Source organism: Methanospirillum hungatei JF-1 (assembly GCF_000013445.1).
Classification (GTDB): domain Archaea; phylum Halobacteriota; class Methanomicrobia; order Methanomicrobiales; family Methanospirillaceae; genus Methanospirillum; species Methanospirillum hungatei.
In genome coordinates this window covers 2,060,292-2,074,435 of record NC_007796.1, presented here as the reverse complement: position 1 = coordinate 2,074,435, position 14,144 = coordinate 2,060,292, and the positions used below count along the sequence as shown (strand labels likewise).

18 protein-coding genes are annotated in these 14,144 nt (G+C 48.7%); 3 read left to right on the top strand and 15 right to left on the bottom strand.

The window, feature by feature from the left end:
* Nucleotides 1-34: 34 nt before the first annotated feature.
* The 7 genes from MHUN_RS09600 to MHUN_RS09570 all read right to left on the bottom strand — a co-directional run bounded on the left by MHUN_RS09600 (nt 35) and on the right by MHUN_RS09570 (nt 5,917).
* Complete coding sequence (locus MHUN_RS09600) at nt 35-229, bottom strand: antitoxin family protein (protein WP_048067420.1); 195 nt, start codon at nt 227-229, stop codon at nt 35-37.
* Between the two features lie 268 nt (nt 230-497).
* Nucleotides 498-920, bottom strand: coding sequence for a hydrogenase iron-sulfur subunit (locus MHUN_RS09595; protein WP_011448823.1), 423 nt, complete (start codon nt 918-920; stop codon nt 498-500).
* On the bottom strand, nt 920-2,935 hold the full coding sequence (locus tag MHUN_RS09590; RefSeq protein WP_011448822.1) for a CoB--CoM heterodisulfide reductase iron-sulfur subunit A family protein: 2,016 nt from the start codon (nt 2,933-2,935) through the stop codon (nt 920-922). The genes MHUN_RS09595 and MHUN_RS09590 overlap by 1 nt, the downstream gene beginning before the upstream one ends.
* 14 nt (nt 2,936-2,949) lie before the next feature.
* Nucleotides 2,950-3,840 (bottom strand): CoB--CoM heterodisulfide reductase subunit B, encoded by an 891-nt coding sequence (hdrB, locus tag MHUN_RS09585; RefSeq protein ID WP_011448821.1) that lies wholly within the window; start codon nt 3,838-3,840, stop codon nt 2,950-2,952.
* Between the two features lie 2 nt (nt 3,841-3,842).
* Nucleotides 3,843-4,418, bottom strand: coding sequence for a CoB--CoM heterodisulfide reductase subunit C (gene hdrC / locus MHUN_RS09580; RefSeq protein ID WP_011448820.1), 576 nt, complete (start codon nt 4,416-4,418; stop codon nt 3,843-3,845).
* Nucleotides 4,419-4,430: 12 nt separating this feature from the next.
* Complete coding sequence (locus MHUN_RS09575; RefSeq protein ID WP_011448819.1) at nt 4,431-5,597, bottom strand: 4Fe-4S binding protein; 1,167 nt, start codon at nt 5,595-5,597, stop codon at nt 4,431-4,433.
* 62 nt (nt 5,598-5,659) lie between these two features.
* On the bottom strand, nt 5,660-5,917 hold the full coding sequence (locus MHUN_RS09570) for a 4Fe-4S binding protein (RefSeq protein ID WP_048067959.1): 258 nt from the start codon (nt 5,915-5,917) through the stop codon (nt 5,660-5,662).
* A 644-nt stretch (nt 5,918-6,561) separates the two neighbouring features.
* Here MHUN_RS09570 and fdhF point away from each other — a divergent pair.
* Together fdhF and MHUN_RS09555 are read left to right on the top strand one after the other, a co-directional pair.
* Nucleotides 6,562-8,625: a formate dehydrogenase subunit alpha gene (fdhF, locus tag MHUN_RS09560; protein WP_011448817.1), complete on the top strand. Its 2,064-nt coding sequence runs from the start codon at nt 6,562-6,564 to the stop codon at nt 8,623-8,625.
* Complete coding sequence (locus MHUN_RS09555) at nt 8,622-9,899, top strand: Coenzyme F420 hydrogenase/dehydrogenase, beta subunit C-terminal domain (RefSeq protein ID WP_011448816.1); 1,278 nt, start codon at nt 8,622-8,624, stop codon at nt 9,897-9,899. Before fdhF ends, MHUN_RS09555 begins: the two co-directional genes overlap by 4 nt.
* Here MHUN_RS09555 and MHUN_RS09550 read toward each other — a convergent pair.
* The 7 genes from MHUN_RS09550 to MHUN_RS09520 form a co-directional block, all read right to left on the bottom strand.
* The gene (locus tag MHUN_RS09550) at nt 9,884-10,450 is read right to left on the bottom strand and encodes a hypothetical protein (RefSeq protein WP_011448815.1); all 567 of its coding nucleotides are present in this window, start codon (nt 10,448-10,450) and stop codon (nt 9,884-9,886) included. The genes MHUN_RS09555 and MHUN_RS09550 overlap by 16 nt on opposite strands.
* A 77-nt stretch (nt 10,451-10,527) precedes the next feature.
* Nucleotides 10,528-10,839 carry a hypothetical protein gene (locus MHUN_RS09545; RefSeq protein ID WP_011448814.1) on the bottom strand — a complete coding sequence of 104 codons (312 nt, stop codon included), beginning with the start codon at nt 10,837-10,839 and terminating at the stop codon, nt 10,528-10,530.
* A 22-nt stretch (nt 10,840-10,861) separates the two neighbouring features.
* Nucleotides 10,862-11,206 (bottom strand): hypothetical protein, encoded by a 345-nt coding sequence (locus tag MHUN_RS09540; protein ID WP_011448813.1) that lies wholly within the window; start codon nt 11,204-11,206, stop codon nt 10,862-10,864.
* Entirely contained in the window at nt 11,203-11,424 is a 222-nt protein-coding gene (locus tag MHUN_RS09535) for a hypothetical protein (RefSeq protein WP_011448812.1), read from the bottom strand. Before MHUN_RS09535 ends, MHUN_RS09540 begins: the two co-directional genes overlap by 4 nt.
* Nucleotides 11,421-11,717, bottom strand: coding sequence for a hypothetical protein (locus MHUN_RS09530; RefSeq protein ID WP_011448811.1), 297 nt, complete (start codon nt 11,715-11,717; stop codon nt 11,421-11,423). Before MHUN_RS09530 ends, MHUN_RS09535 begins: the two co-directional genes overlap by 4 nt.
* A gap of 9 nt (nt 11,718-11,726) precedes the next feature.
* The gene (locus tag MHUN_RS09525) at nt 11,727-12,104 is read right to left on the bottom strand and encodes a hypothetical protein (RefSeq protein WP_011448810.1); all 378 of its coding nucleotides are present in this window, start codon (nt 12,102-12,104) and stop codon (nt 11,727-11,729) included.
* 2 nt (nt 12,105-12,106) lie between these two features.
* The gene (locus MHUN_RS09520; RefSeq protein ID WP_011448809.1) at nt 12,107-12,919 is read right to left on the bottom strand and encodes a TrkA-C; all 813 of its coding nucleotides are present in this window, start codon (nt 12,917-12,919) and stop codon (nt 12,107-12,109) included.
* A 132-nt stretch (nt 12,920-13,051) separates the two neighbouring features.
* Here MHUN_RS09520 and MHUN_RS09515 point away from each other — a divergent pair, with 132 nt between their 5' ends.
* A complete protein-coding gene (locus MHUN_RS09515; RefSeq protein WP_011448808.1) occupies nt 13,052-13,666 on the top strand; it encodes a carbonic anhydrase in 615 nt (204 codons plus the stop codon).
* Nucleotides 13,667-13,731: 65 nt separating this feature from the next.
* Here MHUN_RS09515 and MHUN_RS09510 read toward each other — a convergent pair whose 3' ends face one another.
* The gene (locus MHUN_RS09510; protein WP_143709447.1) at nt 13,732-14,142 is read right to left on the bottom strand and encodes an SLOG family protein; all 411 of its coding nucleotides are present in this window, start codon (nt 14,140-14,142) and stop codon (nt 13,732-13,734) included.
* Nucleotides 14,143-14,144 lie beyond the last annotated feature (2 nt).

Here is a 14,144-nt window from a genome sequence, read left to right as displayed (position 1 = left end):
AAGAACCGATGTGTCGAGCACACAGGAGTTCATTTTATGAATTTCTTCTCCTTATATTCTCTAATATCGCATCTGCTGATTCTTTCATTGGGAAATCAGCATATTTATCAATAAGGTCAGAAAAGCTCTTTTTTAGTGTAAGTTTTACTCTGGTATTATCTGGCATCTCTACTGGTACAGTTGGATAAAATGCTCCCTTTTTGTAAATGGCTTCAATAATTATACTCATTTCCCTAGCCTCCTCAAAGAATTTGAAAGCTCGTGTATATCACCATATGCTAAACATCACCATTAGTCGCCTCAATACATAATTGTATCACCATTGGCTCTATGGTACGGATATTGGATCAGCTCTGAATGACTACTATAGCGAATGGAGAATCCTAACTTGTTGTAAAAAGCTATGACCCACCGTCATATGACAACGTGTAAAAACATCCAATATCTGATATTCAGAAGAAAGAAGAAGATTACTGAAAATTACGTAAAAAAAATATTTATTTTTTGAATTCTTTGATCGGGCTGGGACCAAGTTCCTTGATAGTATTGGTGACATCTTCCATGACCATACCCCACTTTGCACCTTCGGATGCTGAGACAAAGGTCATACGGAAACGCCTGTCATCAAGACCGATGTTTCTGAGCAGGTTCTTGATCATGAACATACGCTTTGCGGCCTTGTAGTTTCCTTCAAGGTAGTGACAGTCACCAAAGTGACATCCGGAGACGAGAACACCATCTGCACCCTCAACAAATGCCTTGAGGATGAAGAGCATGTCAACACGTCCGGTACACATGACACGGATTGCCCGGACCGTTGGTGGATACTGGATACGTGCACCACCGGCAAGGTCAGCACCTGCATATGAACACCAGTTGCAGATGATAGCGAGAATCTGTGGTTTCCAATCGTCTGCCATTACTGTTCTCCTCCTGCAAAGAATGCATCAATCTGTGCTACGATCTGTGGTGTGGTAAAGTGCTGCATCTTAATTGCCCCACCTGGACAGAATCCTCCACAGGTACCACAGCCTTTACACTTGGCTTCGGTAACAACCATAACGGTTCTGCCGTTCTTCTCACCCAGTGAGAGAGCTGAGTAGGGACAGAGGTTGACACACATACCACAACCGGCACACAGCTCATCAATACACATGGCAAAGTATGGCTCAAGTTCGACTTCGCCCATATGAATCGGGATAGATGCTGCGGATGCTGCACCTTCTGCCTGTGCTACGGTGTCAGGAATATCTTTTGGTCCCTGACAGACACCGGCGAGGAATACTCCTGCAGTCGTTGTACCACAGGGGTTTAACTTCGGGTGTGCTTCAAGCATCCAGCCGTCCTGTGATGCAGATACACCGAACTTCTTCCGAAGCTCGTTTGCACCTTCATTGGGCTGGACTGCTGCTGCAAGGACGAGGAGATCGACTTCAACATCGACCGGACGGCCGAGCAGGGTATCTTCAGTAAAGACGTGGAGGTTCTTCGTTTCCTTGTCTTCAAGCACATTGGCGACACGTCCACGGATGAACTTGGCACCTTCGTGCTGGATACGGTAATAGAACTCCTCGTACATCTTACCAAAGGACCGGATATCCATGTAGAAGAGGTATGCAACGGCACCCGGAATCTTCTCCATGATCTGGTGAGCATGCTTGAGTGAGTACATACAACAGAACCTGGAACAATATGGCTTTCCGATTCCGGTGTTGTCTCTGGAACCTGCACACAGCACAAATCCGACCTTCATCGGGGTCTTACCATCACTTGGACGGACAAGGTGACCGCCGGTCGGACCGGATGCACAGATCAGACGCTCAAACTCGAGAGCATTGATGACGTTGTCAAACTGCTTGTATCCCCACTCTCTCTTGTTCTCAATCGGGAAGAGTTCATATCCGGTTGCAAGGACCGCAGTTCCAACCTTTACGGTGATGAATTCGTCCTGCATCTCAAGATCGATTGCCTTCTTGTCACCACAGGCCTCAACACACAGACCACACTTGACACAGGAGTCAAAGTCGACGGTGTAGATAAGAGGCATGACCTGGGCATGGTAGATGTAGATGGCCTTTCGTGGAGCCATTCCCATCTCGAACGGGTTTGGCTTGATGACCGGACAGACTGCAGAACAGTCTCCACACCCGTTACAGCCACCACCAACGATTCCTTTGGCGGTTGCTTCGGTCGGGGTCAGAACACCACGGGCCTTCTTGCGGAGGGTGACATCAAAGTTCCCGATATACCCTTCTACCTTCTCAACCTCGGTATAGGTCATCATCTCGATATTCGGGTGTCGGCCGACATCCACCATCTTTGGTGTGAGAATACACTGGGAACAGTCAAGGGTCGGGAAGGTCTTGTCAAGCTGGGACATCCGGCCACCGATGGTCGGGGTCCGCTCAATCAGGTAGGTCTTGATTCCTGCACTGGCAAGGTCAAGGGCAGCCTGCATACCGGCGACTCCACCACCGACAACCATTGCGGTCTTCTCGACAGGGACACTCTTTGGAACGAGATCCTCAAGTTTTGCTGCCTTTGCAACAGCCATCCTGACCTGGTCTTTTGCCTTCTGGGTTGCTTCGTCCCACATCCCGTGCATGTGAACCCATGAGTTCTGCTCACGGATGTTTGCCATCTCGAACCGGAACGGGTTCAATCCTCCTTCCTTGGTAGCGGTACGGAAGGTTGGTTCGTGAAGACGGGGTGAACATGCTGCAACAACAACACCGGTCAGATTGTATTCCTTGATTGCATCATCAATCTTCTTCTGACCGGGGGTTGAACACATGTACTGGTACTGGTCAGCAACAGCTACATAGGGGAGTGTCTTTGCATAGTTGACGACATCATCGATGGACATTGATCCTGCGATGTTGGTACCACAGTGGCACACAAAGACACCGATTCTTGGTTCAGTATTTTCTGCCATGTCTTTGTCCTCCCTTAAAGCACCTTCTGCAGGAATGGTGTGCAGTCGATTGCATGCAGATCAAGTGCAAGGTCCTGCGGGCTCATACCCTGGGCAAGACCGAGGAGTTCGTTGTAGTGCAGAACCGGAATATTGTACACATCGCCGAACTTCTCTTTGATCTCGATCTGACCACGGTCAAACTGAAGCTGACAGAATGGACACAGTTCTGTGATTGCGTCAGCACCTGCTTCCTGAATGTTGATGAGTTTTTCATTGGTGATGTCAAGGGCATGGACGATATCATATCCACGGACACCGCCACCGGCACCACAGCACTGCATCTTGTTGCGGTACTGGATTGGTTCAGCTCCAAGAGCGCCAATCAGCTCTTCAAACCACATCGGGTTTTCAGTGTCTCCAAAGTGCCGCTCTTTCTTTGGCTTCATGAGGTGACAACCATAGTGAGCGGCAACTTTTGCACCGGAGAGCGGGGTTGTGACACTGTCCTTGATCTTCTGGACACCACAGACCTTGTCATCATAATAGAGTTCTGCAAGATGCCAGACATCAATGGTACCCTTAAACTGCATGTCAATCTCAGCAAGGACTTCGTTGACGTTGTCACGGAGTTCGTCGTTGTGCTTGAGGATATGGTTGACTTCCCAGATTGACTTGTAACAGCCATTGCAGATGAGTGCAATATCCTTCTTCATCTCCTCAGCAAGAACGAGGTTTCGTGCTGCCATTGCGTACCAGACGTTCAGGTCAATGGACCCGAATGCACCGGGAGCAGGACAACAGCTGGCACCCTTCAGCGGGAGGAGCTTGATACCGACCTTTTCACTGGTCTTAATGGCAGACGCCTCACAGCCGGGGTACCGGTTTGGTGCAATACACCCTAGGAAAAATGCGTATTCGTGCACGTTTAGTCACCCTTCAGAATTCTGTCTGCATTCTCTTTCAGTTCATAATGGTCGATAATCTTCTGAATACCCTTGACAAATTCAGGATATGAGTGCGTTGTCGGCGGGTCTGCAGGAAGACCAAGCTTGGTTCTGGCAGCACGGTTCACGTCATTATTTGGTACACCGTGTCCACTGTTATAGATAAGCTGGACCGTCTGCAGGAAGTTCTTTGGAACAATATCCCGCTTGAATGCAAGGTTTCTCATTGCCATGATAACATCGGTCGGGGCGATGTCCCGCGGGCAGCGGTCTGTACAGGAGTAACAGGTAGTACAAAGCCAGAGATCCGGGTCAGTCAGGGCTTCATTCTCAAGCCCAAGGACACAGCGTCTCATAAAGAGCCGGATCCGGTATGAGGACCGTGGTGCTGAGGGGCAGGAACCGGTACAGGTACCACACTGGTAGCACATATTTGCAATAGTCCTGCTGGTCTTGAGAATCTTCTGGGTAAACTCAGGGTTGGTATCGCTCAGATGGTACCGGCGGTCCGCAAGTTTCTTGTCCAGTTCTGGAATGTTGTATGATTTTGCAGCCATAAGACACCTCTATTACTGGCTTACCGCCTTTAATTCAACAGACCCTGCCAGGGATGGCTGCTCTTTGACCTTGGACGTTCTCGGAGTAAAGAGTTTTTCCTTGATCTTCTTAAAGAGGTCTGTCTCTTTGCCCTTGATCTTCACGCTGTCACGGCGGAGATAGATGATATCCTCACCCGGACATGCATTCACACAGGCACCACACAGGATACAGAAGTCCTTGTTGACTGCAATTTTTGCTTCAATCTGGCCTTTCATGTCCTTTGCAGGCTTCGGTGTCGGGAGATAAATGGCATTTGCCGGGCATACATCAACACAGGTGGAACATCCTCCCGGACACTTTTCAGCATGGAAGGTGATCTCTCCTTCAAAGATCTTGTTTACGGTAATAGCCTCGGTCGGACAGTTGATTGCACACCAGCGGCAGGTACAACAGTCCTCATCGATGATATTGACGTTTCCAAGTTTCTTCTGTCCGACTACCGTGCGGGTGACCTTGATTGCCTCGGAGGGACATGCTTCTGCACAGACATTACATCCGTCACAATATGCCTCATCCCAGATAACCTCACCTTCAACCTTTCCTATTTCAGGGCTGAAGGGCTTGTGGAGCACGTTTATTGCCTCGCACAGGTTACCACAGATACCACACTTGGTACACTTTTCATCGTCAACTTTGAACTCAATCTTGAGTTCGACAGCCTGTCCTTTTGCAAGGCCTTCTTTGTCCTCTCCTTCAAAGAGCGGAACATCACGGTCAATTGCATCACGGGGACAAACATCGTCACAGATGTTACACCTGACACACTTGTCCTGATCAATTGCCGTTCCTTTGTCATAAGTCGGGAATCCTTCTTTTTCAAGGATTGGCAGACGTTCTTCGCCATCAACTTTCAGAGCAAGAGCTGAGAACGGACACATGATGACACAGACACCACAGTATGAGCATTTTGTCTCGTCGACATGAATGCTTGCAGCATCATCAACAAGTCCTCTCCGGACTCCTCCGACTGCCCCAACGGAAATTGCTTCTTCGGGACAGACCTCTGAGCAGATTCCACATCCGGTACAAATATCATTGTCAAGGATGAGGTTGTTTACCTGCTGGAGAAGTCTCTGCTCCATTATCACCTTCGACCCGTCAGTGGTCTTGGAATACTTAGGAAACAGTGTAGACATTAAGATACCTCGGTTGTTCACGAATTCTGTTCCTGAAACGCTTGCATTTTTCTCCGGACCATTCAGGCTTCCACTGCCTGGGGTGGTTGACCGGAGAGCTGAATCACATCATATGGACATGCATCCACACAGATACCACATCCTGCACAAAGTTCATGTTTGACATCAAGGATGACAGCATCACCATTGATGACTTTGTAGATTTTATCTGTGCTGGAAGGGTTAACCGTGTTGAGTTCCAGTGCATTCACTGGACATGCTACCACACAATTGTTGCAGCCGGTACAGCGTTCCATGTTTACATGAACTGCAAATGCCATATTTGTCGCACCAGCCTGATCGATTAAAATCGACTGAACAAAGGTTGTTAGAAAATATAGATAAATGTTCTGAAATAGATACGAGATTTTTTGGAGAAAAAAAGGGAAAAAGTGTCGTTTTTTCTTTGACTCTTTATAAAATGTAAAAACTATGAGCTTATCTTCCGGACCCCTATATTTCATGATAAATCATGATAAATCTGGATCCGTTCGTCTTCGGTCAGAGAAGAAAAACCAAAAATAATTCGTAAATGTATGAATAAGCTCAAATTCATTCTCCGATGGAATCGTCATCAGAATCAGAATCCTCTGCACGGCATTTCCATCTGTTTAACCTCCATAATCTACCCGGTTTTCGGAAATATCTGTCATAGGGGTTTTGTTTTGTGGCATTTATCTGACAATAAATTCTGCGTGCCCGTATTATCCGTAATAATTGAAATTACGATTGATGCACATATTTTGAAAGGAGTATTTTCCTTTCTTTTGGTATTTTTTTGGTGCTGTACCCCTCAGGCCGCATCTATGGACTTTATTTGCGCAACAGGGGTCATTCATATGATATCATCCACCATAAATAATCAAAAATTTCAAGATCAGGCAAGGATTTATCTCTATCGGTAACAGAGGATACCCTGTCTGTTATGATAAACCAGGTCCCGACCATATGTCCGTACTGCGGTACCGGGTGCTCTGTACATCTTATTGTTCAGGATGGGAAAATTACCGGGACAACCCCGAATATCCGTTCTCCGGTGAATGAAGGAAAACTCTGTCCGAAGGGTACGTACTGCCACCAGTTTATCCACAGCCCGGATCGGCTCAAAAAACCCCTCATCCGGAAAGGCGATGTGTTTGTGGAGACAGACTGGGAGACCGTTTATCATCTGATCGCCCAAAAACTTACCACCTATTCTGCAGATGAGATCGGGGTGCTGGCATCAGCCCGGTGCTCGAATGAGGATAATTATGTCCTGATGAAGTTTGCCAGAGGTGTTTTAAAGACAAATAATCTGGATCATTGTGCCAGGTTCTGTCATGAAGCGACCATGACCGGTCTTACCCTTTCATTTGGGAGAGGGGTGATGACAAATTCCATCCCTGATATCGGGAGATCTGACTGTATCTTCTGTCTTGGTTCCAACACCTTTGAGCAGCATCCGCTTATCGGGAGGCAGATTGTCCGTGCACAGGCTGCCGGGGGGAGGTTTATATATGCAGATCCCCGGTATACCCCGACGGCGATCCAGGCAGACCTGTTTCTTCAGTTCTACAGCGGGAGTGATGTTGCAGTTCTCAACTGCATCATGGGAGAGATTATTCGAAATGGTTTAGAAGACAAGGATTTCATCAGATCCCGGACCCGTGAGTATGAATCGCTGAAAAAACTTGTCCTGCAAAACCGGTATACTCCCCAGGAAGTAAGCATTCTGACCGGTGTGTCAAAGACTGATCTCATCAGGGCAGCAGAATGGATTGGATCTGCGGACCGGTGTACGGTTCTGTATGCCATGGGTCTTTCGCATCTGTCCGGGGGCGTTCATAATGTCAGGGCGATTGCAAACCTGATGATGCTGACCGGAAATATCGGCCGGCCCGGGACCGGTGTCAATGCACTCCGTGGGCAGAATAATGTGCAGGGAGCCTGTGATATGGGGTGTCTGCCTGACTTCTTCCCTGGATATAAGCCGGTTACCGACGGTAACTTCCATCAGAAGATAGCGAGAACCTGGAAATTTCCAGAGAATATCGCCCCGGCACGGCCCGGTCTTGACATGAACCGGATGTTTCAGAAGGCTGGTGAGAGTTCCAACCGGATAAAAGCGATGATCCTGGTCGGGGAAAACCCGCTGGTGACTGAGCCGGACCGGCACATCGTTGAACATGCGATAAAAAACCTGAAATTCCTGGTAGTATCTGATATCTTCTTTACCAAAACCTGTGAATATGCCCATGTTGTCCTTCCCGCCGCATGTTATGCAGAAAAGGACGGGACGGTTACCAATACCGAACGGAGAGTTCAGCGGCTGCGAAAGGCAGTTGAAGCTCCGGTGCTTGCAAAACCTGACTGGCAGATAATTACGGAGATTGCCTGCCTGATGGGGTATGAAAAGCAGTTTCCCTATCAGCATCCATCTGACATCTTCAGGGAGATTACGACGGTATGTGAACCGTACCAGGGGATGACCTTTGAACGGGTGAGCCTTCCAGACGGGATCTGCTGGCCATGTGTATCTGCTGATGACCCTGGCACGGCTATTCTCTATTCTGACCGGTTTTATCATCCGGACGGGAAGGGTGTGTTCTGTCCGGTTGAATGGAAGGCACCTGCTGAGCTCCCTGACTCCCGGTACCCGTTCAGGCTGACATCAGGCCGGGTTATCTGGCACTGGCATACCGGGACGATGACCAGGAGGAGTAAGAATCTTACCGATGAGCTGAATGAGGTGTATATAGAAGTTCATCCGTCAGATGCAGAAAAAGTCCGGATATCAGACGGGGATATGATACAGGTCCGGTCCAGGAAAGGGGAATTATCCTGCAGGGCACGGGTTGTGTCAGATATTAAGGAGGGGATGATCTTCATGCCGTCGCTGTTTGATGCAGCGTTGAACCGGCTGATGGGTCTTTCTGAATCAGGCCCCGGATTTTCTGAATATAAACCAATCTGTGTCTCCCTTGAACCGGTCGGGGGTGGAGAGGTATGAATGGTCAGATGTGGTACGGCCGGTCTCCGTTTGATTCAATCAGGGAACACGCAGCATCCGGAGGGGTGGTGACCGGCCTGCTTATGTCCCTGCTTTCGTCAGGCACCGTTGATGCGGTCTGTGCACTGCAGATGGGAGAGGATATCTATGATCCACGGCCCGTCATCATAACTGATCCGGAAAAGATCCCTGCATGTTCCGGATCTTTGTTCTGTGGGAGTATTCTGACCGCAGACTGGGTTGTCAGTGCCGTGCAGGCAACCCCTGGGATGAAGATTGCTGCGGTTGTCAAGGGGTGTGATGCAAAGGTCATCGTGGAACTGGTCAAGCGGAATATACTTGACCGGGACGATCTCTATCTTATCGGACTCAATTGCAGCGGGACATTTTCCCCCATACAAACCAGGGCATTTATCAGGGAGGTCTGTGATCTGAATCCGGACCATGTTGATTCTTTTTGTGTCAGGAATGGCCGGGTAGTTATCAGGTCTGGTGACGTAGTCCATGAATTTCCTTTGGAGATAATTGAGGAGCACGGGTTTGGCAGACGTGATTCATGCAGGAGATGTGATACCCCGATTCCCCGCCAATGTGACGTTGTCTGTGGAACCTGGGGGCTGTTAGGTGAATACTCCGATCAGGCAACCTTTATTGAGGTGTGCAGTAAAAAAGGGCTGGCATTTCTGGATCAGGCAAGAAAAGACGGATTTGTGACCATAGTCCCTGCTGACCTGAAGGGTATTGAGGCACGATCCCGTGTTGAGGCAGCGATGCTGACGATATCAGAGAAGAACCGCAAAGCGATGTTTGCAAAAGTCGGGACCGGTATCGGGCGGCTGACCTGGATCATGGAAGAGACAAACCGGTGCATTAAATGTTACCAGTGTTCGAAGGCCTGTCCGTTCTGTTTCTGTCAGGATTGTCAGACAAAAAAACCCTGGCTGGTCAGGCCTGGTGAAGTCCCGCCTCCGTTGATGTTTCATCTGATCCGGTTCTCCCATATCGCCGACTCCTGTGTGAATTGTGGACAGTGTCAGGACCGGTGTGCCATGGATATTCCGGTCTCACTGATGATGCATGCCCTGCAGGCAGAACTTGAGCAGATGTTCGGATATCATCCTGGCAGGCCTGAAGGAAAACCCATCCTTGCAAAGGTGAATCAGCATGAAGAATGGGAACATTACTATGGGAATAATTACCAGGAGATGATTCGTCTGTTCAGTCAGAAGGTTCCTGCGGCAGATGAATCGGGGGATAATCAGGGCGTCTTGTGAAAGAGATCTTTTGTGGATGGGAATCCGCAGGCCCTGAGGACATCCTCCTCGGTGACCTGTCGAGACTGCCTGCGTCTGGAAGAGAGATCTGACAGGTGAAATATGGAGAGCGGTATTGGCAGGCCGTATATTTTTGCATAACTGACCGCCGGGATATCACGGGAGAAGAAATTCCGGATGGTCCCCCGGTCAACGACAACTCCCATCTCCTGAAGGATTCGTGCACTATGGTTATAAGGATGGATCCGTGCCACCGTCATGCAGAGATCGATGACCGGGGATCCAAACTTGGTATTCGGATAAAACGGGGCCAGTGCATAACAGAGCCGTCCGCATGATTTACAGTAATACCTGGTGACGATGACATTGATTATCTGCTTCTCATCATCAATGAGTATGGTTGCAAACCGTTTCTTCCGGTTGTCGTGGTACCTGACCTCCCCTCCGCAGTGAGGACACCGGTCAAGGAGGGTAAACTCCATCCCTTCCAGTCCGGATAATGCATTCTGGACGACCGATGAGATAAGGGATGGTATCTTTATACTTTTCACGACAGGCCTTCCGGAGGTATCTCCTATATCATCTGGTCAGGGAACTATTGAACTATCCAGTTCTATGCAAGAAAAGATCAGGGGGTGTCTTCGGTCAGTTCATCCCGCTTTTCGGTTTTGATATCTGGTTCATCCGGAGTATCGCGGACCGGCAGCTCAAGGAGGAGCAGGTTCATGATCCCGCCACATGATTTACAGAGGTAATACTCATCCTGCCAACAGGAACTGCATCCCCATCTGCCACAGATAACACACTGACGAAGTCCTGACAGAGAGCCGGAGCTGTGACAGAGATCACAGACATACCGTGAAAAGGATTCGGGATCCCGGGTCGGGGGTTCATTTTCTTTTCGTACCCGGGGTACCTGGTTTTTAAGAGCCTGAAACATGCCCCCTGATGATTGAGTGTCCTTACTTCTTCGAATCAAATGATCTTTCCAGTGCATCAAGTCGTGCCTCAAGCAGAGAGAGGTTTTGTGAGAACTCACTTTCAAACTGTTTCAGCTCGGCGATCTTTTGTGCATCATTCTCAAGAGCAGATCCCCGTTCTTCCTTGAACCGGTTCAGTTTAGGTCTGCGGATAACACCATAGTCTTCAACAAGCTGGGCAAACCGCCGGTCCAGGTACTCATCCACCCTGCTTTCAACCGGTCTGCGAAGAGATATTCTTCCGGTGGTTCCCTGGAAGAACCAGAACAGCAGGAAGAGGATGATGAGAACGATGAGGATGATCAGGAGTATCTCAATGAGTGTCATTTCATCCGGCTCCTGAGGGTCCGTATCCGCTCTTCCATCCGATCCATCCGATCCTTTGATTCACGTTCAAACGATTTCAGACTCTCTGCCTCTTGTTTGACCTGTCTGAACCGTTGTGATAGTTCCCTGATATCAGCGGTAGTTGCAAGCTGCCAGTCCTCAATGATGAGTTTCATCCGCCGGTCGAGATAGGCGTTCAGGTACTTATCCATGCTCATTTCTTCGCCTCCAGTTCCTCTATGGCCTTTTCAATGGAATCTGCCCGGCTTTTGAATAAATCTTTCATGGCATAGAGTCGTCCGACCTCATAGCTGAGAAATTCAAGCCGCCGTGCATATTCATGCAGGTCTGCCTCGGTGATAAGCCCCCATTCTTCAACAATGGCTTCAAAATTCCGATCAAAGTAGGAGTCCAGTGTCCGGTCAAAGGTAGGGACCTGAGATGTGGCTCGTGTTTCAAAACTGCTCAGGTTATCAAAGAATTTTCGTGTGCTCCCAGATGTTTCAAACATTCCTCTCACCTAAATCTTTTTTTCCTCTGAATCAATCCGGTCCAGCATCAGGTCAAGTTTTTCACGCTTGACATAATTTTCAAGACGCTTGAGTCTGCCCTCGATAGTCTTCTGTTTCATGAAGATCTCGGTTTCAAGGGCGATGTTCGATTCTTCAATCTCTTTGAGTGCTGATATCTGATCTGTTGTCAGTCGTAAGGCCGGCTGGACTGAAGCTGCGGTATCCTGTTTTAATATCTGGAGCTTATCGCGTTCCAGTTCCAGCTCCAGTTTCCTGGTATTGGTCCGCATCAGTCTGATCTCCCTGATGATCAGGTATATCATGATAACGATGACAAGAAGGACTGCAATTCCTATAAGACCATCCTGGGAAAAGGAGATCTCCAAGCTTATCCCTCCAGCATTCTGGTAACAAATCCGACGGCGTCAGAAGGTCCGGAGAAATATACGATATCATTCTCTTTTAGGATGATGTCTCTGTCAAGTCCCAGGACCTTATCTTTCCGCTGGACGGTTACGAGTGTAATTTCCGGCGGTATTGTGAGGTTGCCAAGGGATCGGCCTGCTGCAAACCGTACCGGGACTGCCGCGCTGACGCCCTCTATGCCGGTCAGGGCACTTCTGATCGCCTTTGCCTCCTCCTGACTTATGGCAGATAATCCCTTCTCAATCTCCGGGCTGAGTTTTCCGATGGGTATCTTGTCCCTGATGGCTTCTGCCGAACTCTTTGCTGCTTTGCTGACTTTTTCTCCGATGGGTTTTGTGTCCTCTTTCACCTTTTCAGTTATTTCCTTTGCTTTTGTGCTGATCTGTCCTGCGGTATCTGCTGCTCCCTTCTGTAATTTGTCTGCAGTTTCAGAGAGTTTTGATCCGATCTCCTGTGCTCCTCCCCGTATCTGCCCGGCAGCGGATTCAGCGGCAGTCCGAATTCTCTCCTCAAGCGGAATCTTCCTGGTTACATGGACCTTCCCGCCATCCGGAATATTGAGCTTTTTCAGATCCTCTCCGCTGATTCGTATCGTTCCCTCGTCTACCATGGCATCTGCAAAGATGGTCAGAGTAAGGGTTGCCCCTGCATCTGTGCTCACTTCCACCTCTGACTGATCCTCGACACCGAGGAATGAAAGGAGTTTTTCATGAATGCGGGCTCTTCCGTGACCGGGCATTGCCCGTTTCACTGCCTGCAGGGTTGCTTCCTCCATGTGGTTTAATCAGGTAATAACCTTTTTCAATCTTTCGGTTTATCACCCGGTCTCCGGATTAAATCGTAATGTATATTGGCTCTTCAGTTCACGATCTGTAATCCTTATGTGATAAGGACCCTGGGAGATAACATGGGAATTGAAAAGTTAATGGAAGGGAATCAGACCTTCGTAGAGAATGAATACGCAGAGAATATTGAGTATTACAAAGCCCTTCTCAAGGGGCAGAACCCGCATGTCATGATGATCGGGTGCTGTGACTCTAGAGTCGCACCAGAGATCACTTGTCATGCAAAGCCAGGAGAGATCTTTGTCCACCGGAACATTGGGAATATCGTCCCCCCCGGAGACTGGAATGTCGGGACATTTCTGGAGTACGGGATTCGCCATCTGAAGATAAACACGCTGGTTGTGTGCGGTCATGAAGAGTGTGGTGCCATGAAAGCACTTGCCAGTAAGAAGAGCGGTGATGATGTTCTGATCCCAGGATGGCTCAGACATGCTCATACGGCTCTGGATACCGTTGAAAAGAAGGGAGAAAAACCAACCGATCCTGAAGAGGCCAGGAAATGGCAGTCAGAACTAGAGATTGAGAATGTGAAACTCCAGCTTGCACATCTCCGCACCTACAGCGTGGTCAAGGACGCCGAAGATGCAGGAAAGCTCAGGGTGGTCGGACTCTATTACCGGATGTCAACCGCACAGCTTGAGGTTGTCGATCCTGGCCGACCTTTGAAGGTAGAATAGACAGAAATGTATTACGGGTTTATACCCGAACTTTTTTGTATATTGATATCTGGTATTGAAAAAGGTTAGATGGTTCCGGTCGGAGTCATGGCCGGCTGTTTCATCTCGATGAGCATCTCTTCTACGTATCCGATGGTCTTAATGGTGAGGTTATTCTTTTTTGCTTCTGCAATCAGGTTTCTGGACTCTTTTGAGGCTCCGTTGGAGAGAACCAGGAGATGAGTCCCGTACTCTGCCATTCGCGCGTCTCTGACCAGACCTGCAGCATTCAAATCGTCCTGCCAATTCGGTGAAAACTCTTTGTACGCGATTTTATTCTGTTCTGCAAACTCCTTTGCGATGAGGTCGACACCAGTAGAACCGCCGGTGATAATCTCATCAACACCATTGATTTCTTTGATATATTTCGCGATTTCATTAGAAACCGTGGTAAATTTCCGGCATGTGCGTGGACCGGAGATAATTAATTTTTTCATGC

What these genes read in the sequence shown, in the direction of transcription:
- MHUN_RS09600 (WP_048067420.1), bottom strand. Translation starts at nt 229, where the DNA reads ATGAGTATAATTATTGAAGCCATTTACAAAAAGGGAGCATTTTATCCA.
- MHUN_RS09595 (WP_011448823.1), bottom strand. Translation starts at nt 920, where the DNA reads ATGGCAGACGATTGGAAACCACAGATTCTCGCTATCATCTGCAACTGG.
- MHUN_RS09590 (WP_011448822.1), bottom strand. Translation starts at nt 2,935, where the DNA reads ATGGCAGAAAATACTGAACCAAGAATCGGTGTCTTTGTGTGCCACTGT.
- hdrC (WP_011448820.1), bottom strand. Translation starts at nt 4,418, where the DNA reads ATGGCTGCAAAATCATACAACATTCCAGAACTGGACAAGAAACTTGCG.
- MHUN_RS09575 (WP_011448819.1), bottom strand. Translation starts at nt 5,597, where the DNA reads ATGTCTACACTGTTTCCTAAGTATTCCAAGACCACTGACGGGTCGAAG.
- MHUN_RS09570 (WP_048067959.1), bottom strand. Translation starts at nt 5,917, where the DNA reads ATGGCATTTGCAGTTCATGTAAACATGGAACGCTGTACCGGCTGCAAC.
- fdhF (WP_011448817.1), top strand. Translation starts at nt 6,562, where the DNA reads ATGATAAACCAGGTCCCGACCATATGTCCGTACTGCGGTACCGGGTGC.
- MHUN_RS09555 (WP_011448816.1), top strand. Translation starts at nt 8,622, where the DNA reads ATGAATGGTCAGATGTGGTACGGCCGGTCTCCGTTTGATTCAATCAGG.
- MHUN_RS09545 (WP_011448814.1), bottom strand. Translation starts at nt 10,839, where the DNA reads ATGTTTCAGGCTCTTAAAAACCAGGTACCCCGGGTACGAAAAGAAAAT.
- MHUN_RS09540 (WP_011448813.1), bottom strand. Translation starts at nt 11,206, where the DNA reads ATGACACTCATTGAGATACTCCTGATCATCCTCATCGTTCTCATCATC.
- MHUN_RS09535 (WP_011448812.1), bottom strand. Translation starts at nt 11,424, where the DNA reads ATGAGCATGGATAAGTACCTGAACGCCTATCTCGACCGGCGGATGAAA.
- MHUN_RS09530 (WP_011448811.1), bottom strand. Translation starts at nt 11,717, where the DNA reads ATGTTTGAAACATCTGGGAGCACACGAAAATTCTTTGATAACCTGAGC.
- MHUN_RS09520 (WP_011448809.1), bottom strand. Translation starts at nt 12,919, where the DNA reads ATGGAGGAAGCAACCCTGCAGGCAGTGAAACGGGCAATGCCCGGTCAC.
- MHUN_RS09515 (WP_011448808.1), top strand. Translation starts at nt 13,052, where the DNA reads ATGGGAATTGAAAAGTTAATGGAAGGGAATCAGACCTTCGTAGAGAAT.
- MHUN_RS09510 (WP_143709447.1), bottom strand. Translation starts at nt 14,142, where the DNA reads ATGAAAAAATTAATTATCTCCGGTCCACGCACATGCCGGAAATTTACC.